We start from the raw sequence: 22,390 nt of genomic DNA, 5'->3' as shown, positions 1-22,390 counted from the left end.
AAAATGAATCAACAAACCAAACCCGACATGAAAAAACCAGCGGTCGATTTTGCGGCGCGCGATAAATTGCGCCACGATTTTTTATTGGCGCAGGGCATGGCCGATGAAAAAATTGTTCCCTTGGCGTCCGATGCGTCCTTTCGCCGTTATTTCCGCCTGGTGGATAAAAAATGGCGGGGTAAAAATTTGCTGGTGATGGATTCGCCGCCCGACCTTTACCCGACAATTATTTTTGAAAAAGTCGCCGATTTGCTAACGCCGCTTCGCACCATGAAGATTGCAACCATCACCGCCCGCGACCATGATAATGGATTTTTGTTGCTGGAGGATTTGGGTGCCGATAGCCTGACCCGTTTGCTGGCGGCCGATGAGGCGCAGGAGGAAGAACTTTACACCAAGGTTATAGCCGGCTTGGTGCGTAGCCAATTGGCGTGGCATGAACATTATGGCGTGCCGCCGCCGAAACATAATGGGTTGTTGCCGGCTTACGACGCGGCGGCCTTAACGCGCGAGGCTATATTATTGCCGCAATGGTATGTTCCCGAAAAAAATCAGGTGATGCCAGACGATGCCAGCATCGAACAATTTGTTCAGCTGTTGCAAGAAATATATCATCAGCTGGCGACAACCTGCGCCCCGCCGTTTGATGTTTTTGTCCATCGCGATTTTCATGTCGATAATTTGTTGCTGGTCGATGACGCCATCGCTTGGCTTGATTTTCAAGACGGCTTGCTCGGCCACCCGACGTATGATGTGATGAGCCTGCTGGAGGATGCGCGGCGCGACATAACGCCAGCCGTAAAAAAAATATTATGGCAATATTTTATTGGCGCATGGCAAGCAAAATGCCCAACTCATAAAAACCTGGCCGATGATTTTCTACGTTGGTTTTATTTTCTGGGGTTGACGCGCCATGCCAAGGTGCTGGGTATTTTTGTTCGCTTGGAAAAACGCGATGGCAAAAACAATTACCATCAGCATTTGCCACGGGTGTTAAAATTATTTCGCGGGAGCATGAGCGGCCTGTTGGCCGCCACCGCACAGACGGACAATGTTAACAACCAGCTGGCGGGGGCTGTCAAAAAATTGCAAAACCTGCTACAGCAATGGCAGTTGTTATAAATTCAAAAAACCGGGGCATTTCTCACTATTACCTCATGACCGATATTTTTTCCTTCATCCAACGTCGCACCTCGGCCTTTACCAAAATGCTGGGTGCGCCCGGGCCAACCCGCGCCGATGTTATTTCATTGTTATCCTGCGCCACGTCGGCCCCCGACCATGGCGGCCTGACCCCTTGGCGTTTTTCAATCTTGCAAGATAATGATTTGGAAAAATTCGCCACCATGGCGATTGATTATTTTGTCGCCGAAAAAAAAGACCGACCGCCAACCGCCGATGAAATTAATAATTTTAAAGCCAAGGTGATGCGCGCGCCGACCGTGGTGGCGGTTTGGGCCAGCCCGAGCGATAGAAAACCCATCGCGCGCCGCGAACAAATCTTCAGCGTCGCCATGGCGGTGGCGCAAATCATGCTGGCCGCCAGCGACCCGGGCTTCCCCTTCAAGGCGGTTTTTTTAACTGGCTTTATCACCGACCATCGTCCGTTGGTTGAACGCGCCTTTGGCCTTGCGCCAAGCGATGAATTTTTGGGTTATATTTACATCGGCACGGAAAAATTGCCGGCCGATAAAACCGCCCTGCCGCAGAAAAAACGCCTGGCAATCGACGATTTCATTTTGCCCCTTAAGGATTAAGTTGTATCGCCGCGCCGCCACAACCCCGCGATATTTATGCTTGCTTTTTGTCACAAGCAAGCATAAAGATTTTAGTAGAATAAATTATGAAATTCTACAAAAAAACCATTTTAATTATAGTCCTTATTTTAGGGCTGGGTCTGACGGCCGTAAATGGTTTTAAGCTATATCAAAAGATTGTTTTTGGGGAAAGGGTTAACGGCACGTATGAAAAATTATACCCTTATTTTAATGGCTGGGATACGTGGTTGGGCACGTCTGATAGACCAGAATACAAAGAAAATGTGAAGGAGGCACTGGCCTACTGCGGTGTATTATCCTCAGATTGTTTTGGCGTGGTTAATAAATTTGGGCTTGATTTTGGCATCAGCACTTTTTTTCCTGCACATTGGCAAAAGCTAGATGGAAAGTTTTATTCTCCAACCCATGGCTCAAGTGCTAATTCGACCTATACAACCACGCCCCTCGCTATTTTATTATTTAATTATGTTGGCCTGAGCAAGCTAGAGTATACACACGCATATCTTGCCTTCATGGCTATACAATATTTTTTATTTTTGGGGGCGATAATTTATTATTTTGGTAGAAAAAATTTATCCCTATTTAAAATAATAACCGCGATGCTGGTGGTAAGCTTTATCCTTTTGGTTAGCCCGCCGGGTATATGGTTTTTTGAAAAGGGACAGCGTTATCTTTTTAACGCTACGGCCATATTGCTGGTATTAAAGGGATGGCGCGATAACAAAGCGTTTGATTTATTATTGGCGAGCATGTTGGCCGCCCTGCATTTATCGTTTTTGCCGCCATTGTTTTTATTATTAGTGGCCTTGTCGCTGTTCGCATTCTTGCCTTATATATCGCCCTCCGCGATGCTAACAACATCAACGTTCGGAAATAATATAAAAAAATATCTCTTTGATTATAGAAAAAGGATAGTTTTTGGGTTGTGCGTTGGTTTGTTGCCTATGTTGCTACTATTTATTGCGCCCATAGATGAGGTAAAAACTTATGCTGGTTGGATAAGGCAACAGGAAAGTGGCCAAGCTGTTAACTTTACCCTAACGCGCAATTTAGGTTGGTTTGGGTATTATGTTATTCCTTTATTGGTCATTTTCTTATATTGGTGGGTGGCCTTGCTCTTTCAACGGCAACCTCAAAAGAGAAGTATCATTTTTCAAGCTAGCACCGAGCCGTTTTTCTTATTTGCGCTGGCCTATATTGGCTGTCAATGGGGTTACAAGGTTTTTGAATATAATTTAGTGCAGTTGGTTTTCCTCATCCCATTTTTGGTGGATAGGCGAACCGTGCTATTTCCGCAAAATAAACTTGCCATCAAAAAATTTTCTTATTCGCCAAGGATAATAGCCTTGTTGATTTTAGGGATAATTTTTATATTTCGGCTAAATGAATTTTTTGGGCCATGGGGGCATTTTTTTAATACTTTACATACTTATTTACCAGCCGCATTGATGATGTTGTTGCCTGCTATTTGGATTATAAAATTATCTTTTTCTGATAAGAAATAACCCCGCGATATTTTTTCTTGCTTTTCGGGTGGTGAAAATATACAATAGGTTATCGGAAGTGTATTACCATAAACCAACCTAACATCATAAGGAGATTACCATGCCCCATCAATTACCACCATTACCCTATGCCGAGGACGCGCTGGAACCGCATATTTCCAAACAAACCGTGTCGTTGCATTACAACAAACACCATCAGGCTTACCTCACCAATTTAAATAACCTGCTGAAGGATAACCCATTGTTGGATAAACCGCTGGCCGAGATTATCATGGCGGCGCAGGGCAAACCCGACATGGTTGGTGTTTTTAATAACGCCGGTCAAGCTTGGAACCACGGGGTTTATTGGCCGTCGATGAAACCAAACGGCGGCGGCAAGCCGACCGGCGACATTGCGGCAAAAATTGACAGCGACCTTGGCGGTTACGAAAAATTTGTCGAATTATTTAAAACCGCGGGCGCAACTCAATTTGGTAGCGGCTGGGCATGGTTGGCATTGGATAAAAACAAAAAATTAACCGTGACAAAAACCAGCAACGCCGATTCGCCCATGACCCAGGGCGGGGTGGCGCTTATTGGTATCGATGTTTGGGAACATGCCTATTACCTCGATTATCAAAACCGCCGTCCGGATTACATCCAGGCTTTTTTGGATAAATTGATTAATTGGGATTATGCCAACGAGGCATTAAAAAAAGCCTAATCGTCCAAGGGCATATCTATAAACCGCAATTTTTTATTTCAAGATGGCGCTTTCAAACCGCGGTGCCACCCCCAGAAATAACATCGCGGCGTTGGGCTGGTTCGCCACCGGCTGGGGGGCATTGGTTGGCTTCTTGGTCGATGGTCGCGACGTGCTGTCGCTGGGTGTTTTTTATTTCTGGCTACTCAAGCGGTTTGCGCGCACGATATTTGCCGTGTTGTTTTTGGTATTTGCCATTTTATTTATCTTGGGGTTTGTTGAAAACATCAATCAAGGTTTTTACGCCGGCGTGATAGCATCGCTGTTTAATTCGTTGGATTTATTTGCTAATTTTTTGCCGTTCGTTTTTATTTTGGCGACCATTTTGTTTTTTTCTGATTTGCAGGAAAAATCAGAATTAACCGCGGCGCGGGTTTTGGCCTTTAGCCCGTGGCGGGTGGTGGCGCCGGCCTTAAGCTTTTCATTGTTGTTTGGCATTTTTTACATCTTTGCCTTTTCCCCCGTAACCGCCTGGGTGCATCAGCGGTGGAAAAATATCGACGACCCCAAACCAACCGCGACGGTCGAATTGATTGATAAAGAATTTTGGTTGAAGGAAAAATTTCCCACCGGTATTTTTGCCAACAGCATCGACGAGGATGTAAAAAATTTTGATGGCTCGATTATCATCCACGGGTTTTCGGTAATTGGCAAGGAACGAAAATTAAAAGACGCGCAGTTTTTTTTGATAGGCGATGATGGGAATATCAAAATGATATTCCTTGCCAAGGAGGCATTGCTTAATAACAACCAATGGGAAATGACCAACGTGACGCGTTATAAACCCGGCCAACCGGTTATAAATGTGCCGAGCAAAACCATCCCCAGCCAGCTCAACACGCAAAGCATCAAGGATCTTTTGTTGCGGCCGGAGGACCTGTCGATTTATAAATTATCAAATTATTTGGAAGAAGTTGAGAACCTTGGTTTTTCGACCTACCCCTATGATATTTATTTTAACCGCCTGGTGTCTTTGCCATTTGTTTTTATGGCCATGACCTTATTGGCGGCGGGTTTTAGCTTTCAATACAAAAGCCGTGGCCAACGAATCCAAACCACGCTGGTCGCTATTATCCTTGGGTTTTTTATCCATTTCTTTTTTGAAATCATGCGCGCCTTCATTATCAGCCAAGAATTGCCAGCATTTTTGACGGCGTGGTTGCCGACGATGATGATATTGTTATTATCGTTGGCGTTGTTTTTGCACCGCGAGGAGCATTAACCTCACTGCCACCGCGCAAGTCATTGACCTGTTATACTATTGAAAACCTGGGCGATGGTTGGTAAGGCTGTTTAAAATACATATTATTCATAATGATAAACCATAGGCCCGCATTTTTTCTCGATTGCTATCTTACGCCCTTGCGCTCTTTTATCCTTGGCAAGCGATTGCCACGCAAGGGAGCAGGGGTAGGGCTGGCCACGCCGCAGGGTGGGGCTGTTACGATGTTGGCCATAAGCCGCGCCGTTACCGCTGGGTTGGTGACAATGGCTTTATCCTTGTCGATTTTTGCATCATCAAGCGCGGCGCAAACCACCAAGAACAGCTCTAAAAAGAAATCCTCAACGGCATCATCAAGCGCGGCGGCGACAAAAACGCCGGCAAAAAAATTAAATATTGAGGCCGACCGCATCAGCGATGATAAGAAAAAAAATCTTGTCCGTGCCGAGGGCAATGTTAAGGTTTATTTTAACGACCAGCTATTAAAGTGCGATTTTTTAACCCTGGATAAAGCCAATAATAAATTATGGGCACGCGGCAATGTCTATTTCAAAAGTGGCGACGGCAGTGCGAGCAAAATTCTGGTGTCGCAAGAAATGGAGATGACCGGTGATTTTAAATCGGGGGTGAGCCAAGCCTTAACCGGCCGCCTTGGCGACCATGGCAGTATCACCGCTAGCGAAAGTCGGTGGGAGGGGAGCGATAGGGTTTTTACCGACGCTAGCTACACCAATTGTTTTCTTTGTTCGCCGTTTGGTGACAATGTGCCGCTGTGGCGGGTGCGCGCCAGCACGGCGGTGGAGGATAAAGCAGACAATACGTTAAAACTATATAATGGTTGGATAGAGGTATTTAACGTGCCGATTCTTTACAGCCCCTATCTTAGCTTCCCCAATCGTCGCGGCTCGGGGCTTTTGGTGCCGACTTTTAAATACGACACCACCGCCGGGGTTATTTTCCGTCCTTCGGTGTTTGTCGTTACATCCAATTCTGGCGACTTGCTGTTCAACCCCTATTTTGACACGGTGCAGGGGATGATTGGTAGCGTGATGTTCAGGCAACGTTTTGCCTATACCGATATTAACGCCGGTGGCATTGCGCTTTACGACAACCCAACCCCAGGGCGGGCAAAACAATGGCAAGGTTATAGCTATTTTAATTTTTTAACCTCGCTGAATCGCGAATGGCAAATCAGCGGGGCGGTGCAATGGGCATGGCCACAAAATTTTTTCCAACATTATACGTTTTTGAATAACCCCGGTAGCCCCGGCAATGACCTTATCAGCTACATCGATGCCACTGGTTTTATCAGCCCGCATTATGTTGATTATTCTTATTATGCCTACCAAGATAATCGCGCGGGTTACCCGTTTGGTTTGATATTGGTTGGGCCGCGCACCGAATTTTTTGGCCGCGGCAGTAAAACCGCGGGCGGTGGCCAATGGCGGGTTAATGGCGACATGCGTTATTATCAAGAACCTCACCAGGGCACCAACGGCCTGGTGCATCTTGATGCTGGCTGGCAACAGCCGGTGCATTTTTTAAATGGCATGTTGTTGAACATCGACGCGGGTATTCGCTTCGATTACATCGCCAGCCATTTTTATAGAAATTATATTTCGATTCCAAATATATTGATACCAGCGCGCGACCCGAGCTTGGCATCGCTCGGCGACAACCAACGTTCCATCTTACGGGTTGTGCCAGAGATAATGACAACCCTATCCTACCCGTTGATAGCGCAAACCGCAAAAAACAATTTGGTTATCGAACCAATTGTGGGTGCTTATTTTTCATTTGGCGGCTTGCTGAGCAAGAAAATAAACGGCGGCAACAATGGCGGCGACCTTAATAATATTATTTTTGATACCGATTCGGCGCCGCTTGAAATCAACGGCGACAACCTGTTCCTGCGCGACCGCGCCCTTGGCACTAGCTATTTTGAAGATTACGGCCGCCTTGCCTATGGGTTAAAGATAGATAACATATTGAAAAGCGGCGGCGAATATAAATTATTCATTGGTCATGGCAATAATTGGTTTTCTAACCAAAACCCCCATGTGCCGGACAGCCTGCGTTACAACAAATCCAGCACCGCCATCATTCTCAACGGCACGTGGATAGCCAACAAATATTTTAACATCCGCGATAGCCTGCTGTTAAAAGACAGCGACCTTAGCATCGACCGCCATGTCGCCGGCCTTAATCTAACCTATCAAAACGTAAATCTTGGCTTGAGTTATTATTATTATCAAAACCAAAGCCAGGTTGATACCGGCACCGGACAATTGCAACAGCTTGTGCCATCGGCGACCCTGCATATCGGTGATAATTGGTCATTGAATTGGAACATGGTCGGTGATTTTTCCACGCCGCAATATATTACGCGCTCGATTGGCTTGGGGGTTACCTATAATGACGAATGCTGGTATATGGCCTTAACCGCCAATCGTGTCTTCCCCGGCCCCAACGTGACCGACACGAGTGGCTGGCAATTTGGCTTCGATTGGCGTATAGTCGCATTTTAAAATATAGGGATAGATATTATCAAAACAATGAAAAACAAGCAGAAACAACCCATGCGTTATAGATTGGTGGTGGCCGCCTTGGCGGTTATGGTGTTGTTGGCGATTGGCCTGGTGCAATTGTTATCGGGTAGCCAGTGGTTGGCATCGATGAAGACCTCGCTCGGTGATGCCTTCAGCGGCATGAAAAATAGCATCGCCAGCGGCGGTGGTGATAAAACCGCCGCTGATAATGACAAAACCATCCATGCCATCGTGCGGGTTAATGGCGACATCATCACCAATTACGATTTGTTGGTGCGGCAAAGAATTTATTTTTTGGAAAATAACCTGACCGAAAGTTCGGCGACGTTACAGCAAACCCGCGAGGCGGTTTTAAAAAGCCTGATATTGGAAAGGTTGCAAGACCAATTTGCCAATCAATCGGGCGCGCCCAATTACATCGCCGAGGCACAACAACAATTGGAACGCGTCGCGCAACAAAATCGCCAAACCCGCGCGCAAACGTTGGAGATGATGGCGAAGCGCGGCATCGCCGAAAAAGATATCGTGGGCTATATCGCCACCACCATTCGCTGGCAATCGATTCTCTACGGCTTGATAAACCAATCCAATGTGGTGACACCGGTTGATATCAACGAACAGCTAAAAAAGAAAAAAGCGATGGTCGGTAAAAATATCTATCAAACCATCCAATTGGATGTGAAACGCCCCGACAAAGATTACCTGCAACAGGTTATCAACATATTGCAAAAAAATCCCGCCGGTTGGCAAAAAGAGCTAGCCAGCGATTTGCAAAGCGGCCGCATCAGCATCACGCAACGCACCGACATGACGGCGCAACAATTTGGCGAACCATTCACCACGCAATTGTTGCAACAAAAGGCCGCCATTCCGCCGGGTTCGATTATGGGGCCAAAATACACCAGCAATAATCAAAAGGCCATTATCTATATTTTGCTTGGCGGCGGTGTGGTGCCGGCGATGGAATTGAACGAATTAAAAGACAGCATCGCGGTCGAATTCAAGGACCGCGCGATGCAACCGCTCGACGCCCAGATGAAGGACAAATTGTGGCGCGAGGCGGTGATTGAAAAATTATAATTATTATTATAAAAAAAATAAATGGAAAACAAAACATTGGCCATCACCAGCGGTGACCCGGGCGGCATCGGTGGTGAGGTTTTTTTAAAATCATGGCTGGCGGCGCAAAAACCGACCAACAATATGCTGTTGATTGACGACCCGACGCGGGTCCAGTCATTGATAGATTTTTTGCAACTGCCCATTACCATTACAATTGTTGATGATATTAACCACGCCTTGGCACAACAAAATAACCAAAAAAATTTGCTGGTTTTTCCCCTGGCAATGAATGTGCCATTTCGCCTGGGCAAGCCGCGCAATGATGCGGAAAAATTATCGTCGGCACGCGCCGCCCTGGCGTCGCTGAATACTGCCATCGACTTGGTTGAAAAAAAAATTGTCCAGGGCATGGTGACCGCGCCGCTTGATAAATCGATTATCAATGCCGTCATGCCGGGGTTTGCCGGCCACACCGATTATTTGGCGGCGCGCGACCATAAGGATGATAATAAAAAACCCCACGCCATGATGTTGCTGGCGAGGGAGGATGACGGCAATTTTTTTCGCGTTGTGCCCCTGACAACCCATATCCCCCTGCGCAATGTGGCAACCACCATGACCACCGATTTATTGCAACAAACCGCTCGCTTGGTGGCGGATGAATTGCATAAAAAATTTGGCATTGCCACGCCGCGCTTGGCGGTGGCGGGCATCAACCCCCACGCCGGCGATGGCGGCATCATGGGGCGCGAGGAAATCGACATCATGCAACCGGTGATAAAAAAATTGCAGGCCGACCAGATGGCGATAGACGGGCCATTATCCGCCGATAGTCTTTTCACGCCGTTAATGCGAAAAAAACACGACGCTTTTTTATGCCCCAGCCACGACCAGGCGCTTATCCCAATGAAGACGCTTTTTTTTGACCGCGCGGTTAACCTGACGCTCGGGCTTTCCTACATTCGCGTCAGCCCCGACCATGGCACGGGGTTCGATATCGCCGATAAAAAAATCGCCAACCATTCGTCGATGCTGGCCGCCATTACCCTGGCGCAGGATTTGCTAAAAAAAATATAATAAAAAAATTATCCATCCATGACCATCTACCCTCGGCCATTAAAACATTATGGACAACATTTTTTACAAGACGCCAACCTTGCCGAAAAAATTGTGCGCTTGGCCTACCTGCCCGATGCGGCGCGGGTGGTTGAAATTGGCCCGGGGCGTGGTATTTTAAGCCACGCCATCCTGCGCCACAGCAACGCCAATTTGTTGGCGATTGAAAAAGACCGCGCGCTTGAACCATTGTTAAAACCGCTGGTCGATGAATATGGTGCGCGCCTCACCCTGTCCTTCGCCGATGCCTTGGCCTGGCAACCACAAACGCTGGGGGACACGCCACCCCACGCGATAGATGTTATCGCCAACCTGCCCTATAATGTTGGCAGTCAATTGCTGGTCAATTTTTGCCAGCAACATATTTATTATCGCCAGTTGGTGCTGATGTTTCAAAAGGAAGTTGCCTTGCGCATTGTCGCCACGCCCGGCACATCGGCCTTTGGCCGCTTGAGTATTTTGGTGCAAACCATCGCCCAGGCGGAAATGTTATTCACCCTGCCGCCCGGTGCATTTTTTCCGCCGCCCAAGGTTTCATCGGCGGTGGTAAAGATAAAAATAAATGTTGCGCCGCCGCCATGCAACATTGTGCATTTGGGGCGGCTGACCAATATATTATTTCAACAACGCCGCAAACAATTGCATCATGGCTTGGCCAAAATTATCGGCGGCGACGTGGCGCGTGCCAAGCGCGTGATGGCCGAGGTGGGGATTGCCGAGCGGTCGCGCGCCGAGGATCTATCGGTCGCGGTATTTTGGCAATTGACCAAGTTGTTGGCTGACGATTTAGAAAACCTTGGGGCAAAAACATCTTAATCACGCGCCAGAAAATAAACTAGAAAATCCCCCTGAATTGCAATAGAATAAAACCGAGAGGGGGGAGGCAACATGGTGCAAAGCAAGAAAAAGCCGGCGGCAAAAACAGGCGCGAAAACCAAGCCAGCAAAAAACCTGTCAAAAGTGAAGAAGGGCATAAATTCAAAATTGGTGTCTTCTGCCGGACAATTCCCCTATCGACGCGGGTTATATGAAAAACCAAATCCGGCGCGGCCCTGGACGGTGCGGCAATATGCCGGTTTTTCCACCGCCCGTGCCAGCAATCAATTTTATCAAAAAAACCTGGCCGCCGGGCAAACCGGCCTGTCGGTAGCGTTTGATTTGCCAACCCATCGCGGTTTTGATTCCGACGACCCACGGGCGGTGGGAGACGTGGGGAAGGCCGGGGTCGCCATCTGCTCGGTCGATGACATGAAATTATTGTTTGAAAAAATACCGCTCGATAAAATATCGGTGTCGATGACGATGAATGGCGCGGTGCTCCCCATCTTGGCCTTTTATATTGTCGCGGCGGCGGAGCAAAATGTGCCTCAGGCCAAATTATCCGGCACCATCCAAAATGATATTTTGAAAGAATTTTTGGTGCGCAACACTTATATTTATCCGCCGGCGGCATCGATGCGCATCGTCGCCGACATCATCCATTACACAACGCGCCACATGCCGCTGTTCCACCCGATATCGATATCGGGTTATCACTTGGGCGAGGCCGGCGCGACCATATTGCAAGAGCTAACCTTCACCCTGCTCAACGCCATCGACTATGTTAAGGCCGCGCTCGCCACCGGTTTAAAGGTCGATGACTTCGCGCCGCGCCTGTCATTTTTCTTTGGCATCGGTATGGATTTTTTTATGGAGGTTGCCAAATTGCGTGCCGCGCGCCAATTGTGGGCCGAGATTATGAAAGAACAATTCAAGGCAAAGAATCCAAAATCGATGATGCTCCGCGTTCATTGCCAAACCAGCGGGGTTTCGCTGGCGCGCCAAGACCCATATAACAACGTGGCGCGCACCACGCTGGAGGCCATGGCCGCCGTGTTGGGCGGCACGCAAAGCCTGCATACCAATAGTTTTGATGAGGCCATCGCCCTGCCGTCTGAATTGTCGGCGCGGTTGGCGCGCAACACACAGTTGATTTTACAAAAAGAAACGGGTATTATAAATACAGCAGACCCTCTCGGCGGCAGTTATTATATCGAGGGCCTGACCGATGACCTTATAAAAAATTGTAAAAAACTCATGCAACAAATAACCGAACAAGCTGGGGACGGCGGCATGGTGGCCGCCATTGCCCAAGGCCTGCCGCAACGGATGATACATGAATCGGCGGTGGCGCGGCAGGCGCGGCTCGACCAAAAACAAGACATCATCGTTGGCGTTAATGATTATCAATTGCCGGAAGAAGCCCCGATAGATGTTTTATCCATTCCCAGCGGCGAGGTTTTGCAAGAACAGACCGCGCGTTTAAAACAATTGCGGCAACAACGCGATGCAGATGCGGTGGCGGGGGCATTGGTGGATTTACGCGCGGTGGCAAGCCAAGAAAAAAAACTTGGCCTGTTGGAAAAAACCATCGCCGCCGCCCGCGCCCGCGCGACATTGGGCGAGATTTCAAAAACGCTGGAGGAGGTTTTTACCCGTCACAGCATTGCGCCGCAAATTACCCGTGGGGTTTATGAAAAAAACCTGCAGGATACCCGCCAGCTCAAGGCGATGCAAAATAAAACCGCGCAATTTAAAAAATCAACCGGCCGCGCGCCAAAAATCCTTATCAGCAAGCTCGGGCTCGACGGCCACGACCGCGGGGCAAAATTGGTCGCGGCCTGTTTTTTGGACGCCGGGTTTGACGTGGTGATGGCGCCGTTGTTTATGTTGCCGGCGGAGGTTGCCGCCATGGCCATAAAAGAACAGGTCGATATTGTTGGCATTTCGACCCACACCGCCGGCCACAATGAATTGGTGCCGGCGATGATAGGCGAATTAAAAATGCAAGGCGGTGATAAAAATATCGCCGTCGTGGTCGGCGGCATTATTCCCGACCAAGATAAGGAATTGCTTATCGCCCACGGCGTGTCATTGCTGTTCGACCCGGGTGAAAATATAAATAACATTTTGGAAAAAACCTTTTCATTGTTGCCGCAAAGCATCGGCCATAACCGACCACATAATTTGTCATGACAATAATCGCGCCATCGTAACATCTCGCCGCCTTACCGAAAGCCTTACCCTTCGCCTTACCGAAAGCCTTACCGATGCAAAAATTTCTTCGTTTTTTTCTGCTTGCCATGTTGGTGGTGGCCTTACCGGGTTGCCCGATTATTCCCAAATGGGGGCAAATCGAAAAAGGCACCACGGTGCCGCTGGATAGTTTTAAAAAAGAGGTCATTAAAAAAAACCAGGAAGAAACCGACCCGCGTTACAAAGAACATCAATATGATTACCGCTCGACGGTAGACGGCCTGCCGGCGGCCGATGCAACTTTTTGGCTGAAAATTAATCGCGACAACACCTACCAAGCACGCGCCGAATTTAACATGATTGCCCCCTGGACCACCGTGTTCAACGCCGTCGGCCGGCAACAGATAAAGGGGCGGGTGGTCAATGGCCGATTCTTGCCCAGCCAGATGAGCGGCCTGTTTAAGGTTGGCGATAAAAAATTTCAAATCACCGTGACATATCCAAAGGATGGCGGTGCGCCCATCACCAAGCTTGACCCGCCGCGCAACCAAGCCGCCATCACCCCCATCGACCAAAAATTATTGGCGAATTCTTACGATATTACATCGGCGTTGCTAACCCTGATGTCGCAATATCAAAAAAATGGGCCGGCCGTGGCCTGCACCCAGCGACTCGTCACCTGGGATGGTTTTCGCCTGGCGCGGATAAAACTTTACCCCGACGCAAACGACCCCAACCAATGCACCGCCGATTTTGAACGGGTCGGTGGATTTTTAAAGTCAAATGAAAAGAAAGCAAAAAGCAGGCCATCCACCCTGACATTCCGCGTTGATAAACGTTTCGCCCTGCCGGTAACAATTTCGGCCGATACATTTTTTGTGCAACCGGTGCTCGCCCTAAAGGCAGTCGACGACGTGCCGATTTCTTATTATTACTTGCCGGCGAATCTGAACAAAACGCCGTTTGATGAAAATTAATTTATAAATATTTTTTATCGCTACTTGAAAAAAATATTTTTCATTCCCATATCTTAATCGACTGGTGGTGATGGCATCGCCACCATTTGTCAGAAAGATAAAAAATGAATTTAGAAAATTTTAACGATTTGGCGCAGATGGCGGTGCAAACCGCCCAGCAAAAGGCATTGGCCAATAACCACAGCCGCCTGGCGGCTGGCCATTTGTTGTTGGCGTTACTCGAACAATCGGAAATTGTTGAGGCGATTCACCAGGCGGGTGGCGATGTCGCCCTGTTGGAAAAACAATTGGAAAAAATTCTGTCGAGCCTGCCGGCCGGTAATAATTTATCGCTCGACGCAAGTTTTGCCAAGGTGATGGAGGCGGTGAAAAAAGTCGCGCGCCAAAAATCCATCGAACAAATTTCGCCCGAGGCCTTATTGTTGACCTTTGCCAGCCAGCCCGATTTGCCCGAAACCAAGGCGATGGTGGCGGCAAAGGTTGATTTAAAGAAATTGGAAAAAAACTTGAGCGTCGGCGGTGGCGATGCGGGCGGGCAAAAAACTGCCTTAAAAAAATACGCCGACGATATAACCGAAAAGGCGCGCAATGGAAAACTCGACCCGGTTATCGGGCGCGAGGATGAAATTCGCCGCGCGATGCAGGTGCTGGCGCGCCGCACCAAAAACAACCCGGTGCTGATTGGCGAGCCCGGGGTTGGTAAAACCGCGATCGTCGAGGGGCTGGCGTTGCGCATTGCGTCGGGCGATGTGCCGGATAATTTAAAAAACAAAAAATTACTATCGCTCGATTTGGCCAGCTTGATTGCCGGCGCAAAATTTCGCGGCGAGTTTGAAGAACGATTGAAAGCGGTGTTACAAGAAATCAGCAAATCGGAAGGCGAAATTATTTTGTTCATCGACGAATTGCACACCCTGGTCGGCGCGGGCAAGGCCGACGGCGCGATGGACGCCAGCAACATGTTAAAACCAATGTTGGCGCGCGGCGAATTGCATTGCATCGGCGCAACCACCCTCAGCGAATATCGCCAATATATTGAAAAGGACCCGGCCCTGGCACGGCGGTTTCAACAGGTTTATGTTGCCGAACCATCGGTCATCGACACCATTTCCATTTTGCGTGGCTTGAAAGAAAAATACGAACAACACCACGGCGTGCGCATCGCCGATTCGGCGATTGTCGCCGCGGCCGAATTATCGAATCGTTACATTACTGACCGATTCATGCCTGACAAGGCGATAGATTTAATCGACGAAGCCACCGCGCGGTTAAAAATGGTGCTGGATAGCAAGCCCGAGGCACTTGACCAACTCGACCGAAAAATCATCCAATTGAAAATCGAATTGAGCGCGTTGGAAAAAGAATCGGACAAGGAATCGATGCAGAAAGTCACGGCGATTAAAAAAGAATTGGGCGAATTGGAAAAGGAACAAACCACCCTGACCAAAGAATGGCAGGAGCAAAAGGTGCGGATTGTTTCGTTAAAAAAAATTAAAACCGATTTGGACAATGCCAACCATCAATTGGCCGAGGCCAAGCGCAAAGGCCAATTGGAAGTGGCCGGCCAATTGCAATATGGCGTCATTCCCAAATTGACCAAAGAGCTGGAGGCGCAAGAAACAAAATCGGGCGACACAACATTTGAAACCGTGACCGACAAGGATATAGCCTTTGTGGTTGGTCGCACCACCGGCATTCCGGTGGAAAAATTATTGAGCGGCGAGAAAGAAAAATTGTTGAATTTGGCAAATGAATTATCGTCGCGCGTGGTCGGACAGGAAACCGCCATCAAGGCGGTGGCCGAAACTATTTTACGCGCCCGCGCCGGCCTTATCGACCGCCATCGCCCCGAGGGCTCATTTTTGTTCCTCGGCCCGACCGGCGTTGGCAAAACCGAATTATGCAAGGCGTTGGCCAAAAGCCTGTTCGATGATGAACGGGCGATGATAAGAATCGACATGAGCGAGTATATGGAAAAACATTCGGTGGCGCGGCTTATCGGTGCGCCGCCAGGTTATGTTGGTTACGAACAGGGCGGCACCCTGACCGAGGCGGTGCGTCGCCGGCCCTATCAATTAATTTTGTTCGATGAAATAGAAAAAGCCCACCCCGATGTTTTTAACATCCTGCTCCAGGTGTTGGACGATGGCCGTTTGACCGACGGCCAGGGCCGCACCGTCAATTTTGCCAATTGCTTGCTGATTATGACGTCGAACATCGGGGCAGACCTGATGGTCAATTTGCCCGAGGGCGAGGATATCGAATCATTGCGCGAATCGGTTTTTGCCCTGTTGCGTGGCAAATTCCGCCCCGAGTTTTTGAATCGCATCGATGAAATTTTGCTGTTCAATCGCTTGCCAAAGGAATCGATGGCGGCGATTGTAAAAATTCAATTGGCCGAATTGGAAAAAAAATTGGCCGAGCAAAAATTATTCTTGACTTACGACGCCGCCACCGTGGCGCGCTTGGCCGAATTGGGTTACGACGCGGCGTTTGGCGCGCGGCCATTGCGGCGGGTTATTCAACGCGAAATTCAAAACCCAATTGCTAATGGCATTTTGCAAAATAAATTTGTCGATGGCGATGTGATAAAAATTTCGCTTAATAAAGACAAATTTTCGTTCGACAGCGAACGAAAAAATTAAGGGCGATATTGTGCGCTGAAATGGCTAATCACAAGGCAAAGCAAATAGCCGCGTGATATTCAATCCGCCCAATAAATCGACCTTGATAAAACGGCCTCATAGTCTGTTTAATAAATCAGCCTGATAAAAAGGCCGATCCCGGATTACAAATGCGCCTCGGGCAATTTAATCGGGTAGCGTTTGCGCAATTCTTTATCTAGTGCGGGGTCGACAAAACCATGGGGATCTAAAGCCAATAATTTTTCCTTGATGCCGCGCGCCTTATCCAACGCGGTTGGTTTGTTGTTGGCGGCCCATTCCTTGGGCGATGCGCGGTCAAATGTTTGCGGATAGAAATAATCTTTTTGCATGACCTTCAGGGTTTGCGCCGACCCCAAGAAATGCCCAGGCCCGTCGATGCAAACCGAGCGGATGGTTTCGTAACTTAAGGTTTCGTCATTGACCTCAATCCCGCGGATGATGCGGCTAACCGAACCCAGCAGGTCGTTGTCTAACACCAAACTTTCGAGGCAAAACCCGAGCAGGCTGGCGTGCATGCCGGCCGATTCATAAACCAAATTCGCGCCCGATTGCGCAACGATGGCATGGTTATAGGCCTTTTCCGCGCCGGCTTGGTAATCGGGAATTTTTGAATCGGCCATGCCCGACGCCACCGCGCTTATCAAACCAAAATATTTGCCCATTTCACCCACGCCAGACATCAACAATGATTGTTCGGCCGAACCGCCGCTCATCGCGCCGCTCCGTAAATCGCTAACAAATGGCCAGGTGCCAAACATCGCCGGCGCGCCGGCCTTGACCGCATTTACGTAACATAACCCGGCCAATACCTCGGCCGTGGCCAGGGCGACCGCACCGGCCAGGCTGGCCGGCACCGTGGCACCGGCTTGGCCAGCGGAAATCAGCAATATGGGCATGCCCTCCAACGCGGCGCGTTCCAAACAACGGCAAGCATCCTGCGCAAATTTTAATGGCGGCACAACAAAACAGCAAGATTGCGACACAAACGGCCGTGCCAACCATTGTTCCTTGCCACCGGCAATTTCATGAAGCATCGCCAAGGAAAGGTCGAAATGTTTTGGGTCAACCCACGATGTGCCAACATGTTTGCGCGAACCGCGCACCGAGGCATAACAGGTGTTGAAATCCATGTCCAAGGGGTCGGGCAAATCGCGCGGCACCAGGGTGCGTTGGAAAAAATGGATGTTATCCATGTGGTCACAAATTTTTGCCGCTTGATACAAATCTTGCAACAATGATTCGCGGTATTCCATGGTGTATGGGTCAACCATATGCACCGCCGCGCCGGCCGTGCCGTAATAAACCCGTTCGTCATATGGTTGCAAATCCCATTCGGGGTCCAACCCATAGAGTGTAAATTTTTTGTTGGCCATCGCCACGCAATCCTTCACCATGTTTTTGGGGAAGCAGAGGCGGCCATTTTTCATGGTCGCGCCCAATTTGCTGCAATAATCGATGGTCGATTGCAATGGTTCGGCAAAGCCGATGTTTTCCAATATATTAAAGGCGGTTTCGGCGATTTGCTCCCGCTCCTCAGCTGTGAAAAGCGACAAACGGCCAGATTTCATGCCGCGCCAAATGGGCTGGAGGTCAACCTCGAGCGGGGCTTGCCTTGCGGCAACCCTTGTAGCGCGACCCCCCATTCTGCGTGACATGATATTTTTTGGAAAAACTTCTTGGTTGTTTATTTTATTTTAACAATTATAGCCACGACCGGCGTTGCTTGTCAACCAATCTATGATGTTTTTATAAAAATTATTTTGGGTCGCGCCGGCAAGTCGCCTCGCCAATTATTTATTGTTTGGCGAAAACAAACACGCCCTTTTTATCAACCGTGGCCTGCACCCGCTGGCCGCTGGCGAGGGCGGTTGCCCCCCCCTGGTCGGTGGTGATGCGGCTGTAAATTTTGGTTGCGGTGGTTGCATCGATACGCCAGGTAACCAATGAATGTTGGCCAAGGAATCGCACGTCGGTGATGGTGCCGGTAATTTTTTCGTTTGTGGTTTTTGTTAGGTTTTTATTTTCTGGTTGCACATCAACCGCATCGGCGCGGATGATAACCTCGACCATTTGCCCGTCGTGAAATTTTTTGCCCTGGTGGTTGGCGGTAAATTGGCCGAGCGGCGTTGTCACCTGGCCCTGTTGCACCTCGGCATAAAATTGATTAACCGCGCCGAACATGGTGGCGACAAATTTATTACTTGGGTTATAATAAATATCGGCCGGCGTGCCATGTTGTTGCAATTTTTTATTATAAAGCACGGCGATGCTGTCGCTCATGAACATGGCTTCCTCGACCGAATGGGTAACCATCAGGGCGGCAATGCCGCGCGCCGCCAAAAAATTCAGCACCCAATTGCGCATGTCATCGCGGGTGCGTTCGTTGAGCGATGAAAAAGGCTCATCCATCAATATCAATCGACTCCCCGGGGCCAGGGCGCGCGCCAAGGCAACCCGTTGTTGTTCGCCGCCCGACAATTGGTGCGGGTAGCGATTGCCAAAATCCGGCAAACCAATTTGTTCCAACCACCGCATGACGATATTTTTTTTATCAAGCGGCGCAAGGTTGCTATTTTTTGCCGCGCCATTACCATTACCATTGTTCAAACCAATGTTGTTTAACCCAATGTTGTTTAAACCAAAGGCAATATTGTCAAACACCGTAAGGTGCGGGAAAAGGGCAATGTCCTGGAACAGCAACCCCACCCGCCGTTTTTCGGGCGGCACAACAAATTGGTTGTTCGACACCAATTGGCGGTTGATAAAAACCTCGCCATTGTCGGGTTTTTCCAACCCCAGGGCCAAGCGCAAAATGGTTGTTTTGCCCGCGCCCGACGGGCCGAGGAGCGACATCAACCCCCGCATCGGCACGGCAAAGGATAAGCTGTCCAATATTTTTTCTTGCGGTGCCCGACCGTGCGTCGCGCCATAGGCAAAATCGACATTGCGAAATTCCAACACCGGCCCATTGATGGCGCGTGATGATGCGGCTGATTTTTTCGTAACTTTTTTGCTCATTTTTATATTTATAAAATTTATTTTTTTTGGGGGGGTGTTAAAAACTACAGGCCATTTCTTTTTAGCCAATAATCGCGGGTTAGCCAAATCGATAAACCGCTAACCAACATAATTAACAGGGCGGGCAGGGCGGCCATTTTTATCCGTTCGTCGCTGACCAGCGTGAAAAGCCTTAAGGCCAGGGTTTCAATACCAAATGGGCGCAGGACCAGCGTGATGGGCAGTTCCTTGATAACCTCGACAAAGGTTAATAAAAACGCCGACAATAATGCCGGCCGCAACAATGGCAAATGCACCACCCCCAACAACCCGCCGATAATTTTTCTTGGAATTTTTCTTGGAAATTTTTTTGACCGATGGTTTTTTTTGTCATTGCCAACACCGTCCATGCCATACGAAAAATAATTGGCGAATAAAACCATCGGCGGTTGGCCCAATACCCGTGCCGCCTGGTCCAGGTTGGGGCCGATGGCGCGATAACCGGCATTGACCGCGCCGAACGCGCTGGCCGAAAATTTTGCCACATAGCCGTAAAACAACAACCCACCCAGCATGATGTTATAGGTGCCGTGGTCGATGGCCACGCCAGCCGCGCCCTTGCCAATAAAATGCCTCAGCAAATCGATAGTGCTCAAGCTGAAAATCAATATGCTCAAGCCCAGCACCACCCCGGGCATGGCGTAACCAACCACCAGCGGCAATTTTATCAGGCCGATATTGCCGCCGTGGTGGTTGGCGCGCGCCAACCGTTCGGCAAAACCAATCGCCAAAACAATCAACAACATGGTCGCGCTGGCCACCAGCGCGAAGCCGAAACTGGTAAACATGGCTGGCACCGATTCGCCCATGGCCGTCAACCATGGCAAGATATTGGATAAAACATTCGCCGTGAAATCATTTGTCCCCTGAAACAATGGTTGCAACCACCAACTTAATAATGACAACAATGGCAAGCCAAAGGCAAATAACAACAACCCCCAGATAAATAGCAACATCAATATCATATTGCCGCGCGATGGTGTGATGGCGCGATGTTGCGCGCCGCCGTGCCCAGCCGTCATGGTGGCGGCGGTTGATTTGCGTTTGACGCGCCAACCATCGATATAAAAACCCTGCACCGCGTAATCAATCGCCAAAAACAACAGCACCCACAACAAAATCACCAAACAGAAATAACGGGCGTAGGCGACCTGGCCCAAATTAAGCCACAGGTCGAACATGCCCATCGATAATGTTTTGACGGCGAAAAAATTCATCGCGCCGTAATCGGCCATGACCTCTAACCCGACCAAAATAAAACCGGCGAGCATTTGCGGTATCATCATCGGCAAAAATAATCGCCAGAAACATTGCGCCGGCGCATAACCCAAGACGCGCGCCATTTCAATCTGGCTGGTAAGGCTGTGCGATGACGACAAAAACGCCCGCGCCAACAAATAAACATAAGGGTAAAAAGACATGGCCAGCACCACCGCCGCCAATCGCCAATCGCGCGGGTTGGTGGCGTGCAAAAAATGCAACAACCCTTGCAGATGTTGCCCCAACCAACCACTCGGCGATAATTGTTCGATATAAACCATCGCCGAGATATAGGGCGGCAGGGCAAAGGGCAATAACACCAACCACGATAATATTTTTTTCCCCGGGAATGTAAAAAATGCAAACCACCAGGCCAACAATATGCCAATCGCCACCGCCAACAGGCCAATCACCGCCACCATGTTGATGCTGGTCAGGATATAGGGGATGATGACCGCGAAATCGACGTCGGCAAAAAAATTCGCGCGGCCACCATCGGCGTTCGGCGCGAACAACAGCCACAGCAATGGCCACAGGGGGAGCAGGCTTAATAAGACCAACCCCAACTTTGTTATGGTGTAATTATTTGCCCGCATGATGGTAAAATATATCCCTCAATATCTTTCGAATATCCCCGAACATTCTTTAAGCCGACCATAGCGCAATTTTTGCCTTGAGGGCAATATAATTGCTTCATAAAATACATTGCAACTAAGCGATTTTTTCGCTACAGCAAAAACAGCAATATTTATTCCGCGGTAGCTCAGTGGTAGAGCAATCGGCTGTTAACCGGTTGGCCGTAGGTTCGAATCCTACCCGCGGAGCCAATATATCCTATCAAAAAATTCCGCCCTCAAGCAGTGTAGTTATAGGGCGGCTATATTGCGAAGCCTTTTCTCGCGCTCTCTCTCTATCCGTTATTCCCGAAATTTCGTCGCTGAAGATGGCGATGCCACAAAGCCTCGTCGGCGGTCTTCAGCAAGGGAGGCTTTGCGCAATTTCTCATAAAAAAAAGGGTGGTTATACCCGTTGGCGTGTGTTACACGCCGACGGGATGGATAAAACAAGGAGCGTTAGCGACTATGTTTTATAGGGGGGTTAGTCACCATTTCAGATTCGCACGTGGGGTCTAACCTACCTGAGAAATATATTCGCTCGCAATGCTCGCTCATTATTTCTCTATCCTGTGGGCGTGTGTCACACGCCGACAGGTCGACAAACGTTTTTCCCCACCCCTTGTTTCACACGCCGACGAGGGATAAAAACAGGGAGCGAAGCGACCATGTTTTTTGGGTGGGTTCGTGAATTCGTTTTTAAATTATTATGGGGTTTTTTTATGAAAAGGTTGCTGGCGAATCCACCCTCGTCGGCGGCTGAAGACAAGACAGGCTTTTACGCCATTCTTTAATAAAATAAATTGTTACGCCGGGTAATGTTCGCG

At 49.0% G+C, this 22,390-nt stretch carries 15 protein-coding genes and 1 tRNA gene; 13 read left to right on the top strand and 3 right to left on the bottom strand.

Going from position 1 to position 22,390, the window contains the following annotated elements:
* Nucleotides 1-3: 3 nt before the first annotated feature.
* From QM529_03090 to QM529_03035, 12 genes are all read left to right on the top strand, one after another.
* On the top strand, nt 4-1,122 hold the full coding sequence (locus QM529_03090) for a phosphotransferase (GenBank protein MDI9313648.1): 1,119 nt from the start codon (nt 4-6) through the stop codon (nt 1,120-1,122).
* A 35-nt stretch (nt 1,123-1,157) separates the two neighbouring features.
* Nucleotides 1,158-1,757: a nitroreductase gene (locus tag QM529_03085; GenBank protein ID MDI9313647.1), complete on the top strand. Its 600-nt coding sequence runs from the start codon at nt 1,158-1,160 to the stop codon at nt 1,755-1,757.
* Between the two features lie 86 nt (nt 1,758-1,843).
* Nucleotides 1,844-3,283 carry a hypothetical protein gene (locus QM529_03080; GenBank protein ID MDI9313646.1) on the top strand — a complete coding sequence of 480 codons (1,440 nt, stop codon included), beginning with the start codon at nt 1,844-1,846 and terminating at the stop codon, nt 3,281-3,283.
* A 100-nt stretch (nt 3,284-3,383) separates the two neighbouring features.
* Nucleotides 3,384-3,986 carry a superoxide dismutase gene (locus QM529_03075; GenBank protein ID MDI9313645.1) on the top strand — a complete coding sequence of 201 codons (603 nt, stop codon included), beginning with the start codon at nt 3,384-3,386 and terminating at the stop codon, nt 3,984-3,986.
* A 43-nt stretch (nt 3,987-4,029) separates the two neighbouring features.
* Nucleotides 4,030-5,247 carry an LptF/LptG family permease gene (locus tag QM529_03070; protein MDI9313644.1) on the top strand — a complete coding sequence of 406 codons (1,218 nt, stop codon included), beginning with the start codon at nt 4,030-4,032 and terminating at the stop codon, nt 5,245-5,247.
* A 140-nt stretch (nt 5,248-5,387) separates the two neighbouring features.
* Entirely contained in the window at nt 5,388-7,775 is a 2,388-nt protein-coding gene (locus tag QM529_03065) for a hypothetical protein (GenBank protein ID MDI9313643.1), read from the top strand.
* 27 nt (nt 7,776-7,802) lie between these two features.
* Nucleotides 7,803-8,876, top strand: coding sequence for a hypothetical protein (locus QM529_03060; protein ID MDI9313642.1), 1,074 nt, complete (start codon nt 7,803-7,805; stop codon nt 8,874-8,876).
* Nucleotides 8,877-8,897: 21 nt separating this feature from the next.
* Nucleotides 8,898-9,935, top strand: a complete 1,038-nt coding sequence (pdxA, locus tag QM529_03055) for a 4-hydroxythreonine-4-phosphate dehydrogenase PdxA (protein ID MDI9313641.1) — start codon at nt 8,898-8,900, stop codon at nt 9,933-9,935.
* Nucleotides 9,936-9,953: 18 nt separating this feature from the next.
* Nucleotides 9,954-10,790 (top strand): 16S rRNA (adenine(1518)-N(6)/adenine(1519)-N(6))-dimethyltransferase RsmA, encoded by an 837-nt coding sequence (gene rsmA, locus QM529_03050; protein MDI9313640.1) that lies wholly within the window; start codon nt 9,954-9,956, stop codon nt 10,788-10,790.
* A 72-nt stretch (nt 10,791-10,862) separates the two neighbouring features.
* A complete protein-coding gene (gene scpA, locus QM529_03045) occupies nt 10,863-12,989 on the top strand; it encodes a methylmalonyl-CoA mutase (GenBank protein ID MDI9313639.1) in 2,127 nt (708 codons plus the stop codon).
* A 74-nt stretch (nt 12,990-13,063) separates the two neighbouring features.
* A complete protein-coding gene (locus QM529_03040) occupies nt 13,064-13,966 on the top strand; it encodes a DUF3108 domain-containing protein (GenBank protein MDI9313638.1) in 903 nt (300 codons plus the stop codon).
* Between the two features lie 104 nt (nt 13,967-14,070).
* Nucleotides 14,071-16,611, top strand: coding sequence for an AAA family ATPase (locus tag QM529_03035; protein ID MDI9313637.1), 2,541 nt, complete (start codon nt 14,071-14,073; stop codon nt 16,609-16,611).
* Nucleotides 16,612-16,754: 143 nt separating this feature from the next.
* Here the strand turns inward: QM529_03035 and QM529_03030 are convergent, their stop codons facing one another.
* The 3 genes from QM529_03030 to QM529_03020 all read right to left on the bottom strand — a co-directional run bounded on the left by QM529_03030 (nt 16,755) and on the right by QM529_03020 (nt 21,545).
* A complete protein-coding gene (locus tag QM529_03030) occupies nt 16,755-18,287 on the bottom strand; it encodes a trimethylamine methyltransferase family protein (protein MDI9313636.1) in 1,533 nt (510 codons plus the stop codon).
* Nucleotides 18,288-18,426: 139 nt separating this feature from the next.
* Nucleotides 18,427-19,650, bottom strand: a complete 1,224-nt coding sequence (locus QM529_03025; protein MDI9313635.1) for an ABC transporter ATP-binding protein — start codon at nt 19,648-19,650, stop codon at nt 18,427-18,429.
* Nucleotides 19,651-19,694: 44 nt separating this feature from the next.
* Nucleotides 19,695-21,545 carry an ABC transporter permease subunit gene (locus QM529_03020; protein ID MDI9313634.1) on the bottom strand — a complete coding sequence of 617 codons (1,851 nt, stop codon included), beginning with the start codon at nt 21,543-21,545 and terminating at the stop codon, nt 19,695-19,697.
* A gap of 156 nt (nt 21,546-21,701) precedes the next feature.
* On the opposite strand from QM529_03020, the gene QM529_03015 reads away from it, so the two are divergent.
* Nucleotides 21,702-21,776 (top strand) — tRNA-Asn (locus QM529_03015).
* Nucleotides 21,777-22,390 lie beyond the last annotated feature (614 nt).

The organism is Hydrotalea sp. (assembly GCA_030054115.1).
Lineage (GTDB): Bacteria > Pseudomonadota > Alphaproteobacteria > JASGCL01 > JASGCL01 > JASGCL01.
This window is presented reverse-complemented; position numbering and strand designations above follow the sequence as displayed.

Bases quoted from the DNA above. Each gene is read 5' to 3' on its own strand.
- QM529_03090 (MDI9313648.1), top strand. From the start codon at position 4: ATGAATCAACAAACCAAACCCGACATGAAAAAACCAGCGGTCGATTTT.
- QM529_03085 (MDI9313647.1), top strand. From the start codon at position 1,158: ATGACCGATATTTTTTCCTTCATCCAACGTCGCACCTCGGCCTTTACC.
- QM529_03080 (MDI9313646.1), top strand. From the start codon at position 1,844: ATGAAATTCTACAAAAAAACCATTTTAATTATAGTCCTTATTTTAGGG.
- QM529_03075 (MDI9313645.1), top strand. From the start codon at position 3,384: ATGCCCCATCAATTACCACCATTACCCTATGCCGAGGACGCGCTGGAA.
- QM529_03070 (MDI9313644.1), top strand. From the start codon at position 4,030: ATGGCGCTTTCAAACCGCGGTGCCACCCCCAGAAATAACATCGCGGCG.
- QM529_03060 (MDI9313642.1), top strand. From the start codon at position 7,803: ATGAAAAACAAGCAGAAACAACCCATGCGTTATAGATTGGTGGTGGCC.
- pdxA (MDI9313641.1), top strand. From the start codon at position 8,898: ATGGAAAACAAAACATTGGCCATCACCAGCGGTGACCCGGGCGGCATC.
- rsmA (MDI9313640.1), top strand. From the start codon at position 9,954: ATGACCATCTACCCTCGGCCATTAAAACATTATGGACAACATTTTTTA.
- scpA (MDI9313639.1), top strand. From the start codon at position 10,863: ATGGTGCAAAGCAAGAAAAAGCCGGCGGCAAAAACAGGCGCGAAAACC.
- QM529_03040 (MDI9313638.1), top strand. From the start codon at position 13,064: ATGCAAAAATTTCTTCGTTTTTTTCTGCTTGCCATGTTGGTGGTGGCC.
- QM529_03035 (MDI9313637.1), top strand. From the start codon at position 14,071: ATGAATTTAGAAAATTTTAACGATTTGGCGCAGATGGCGGTGCAAACC.
- QM529_03030 (MDI9313636.1), bottom strand. From the start codon at position 18,287: ATGTCACGCAGAATGGGGGGTCGCGCTACAAGGGTTGCCGCAAGGCAA.
- QM529_03025 (MDI9313635.1), bottom strand. From the start codon at position 19,650: ATGAGCAAAAAAGTTACGAAAAAATCAGCCGCATCATCACGCGCCATC.
- QM529_03020 (MDI9313634.1), bottom strand. From the start codon at position 21,545: ATGCGGGCAAATAATTACACCATAACAAAGTTGGGGTTGGTCTTATTA.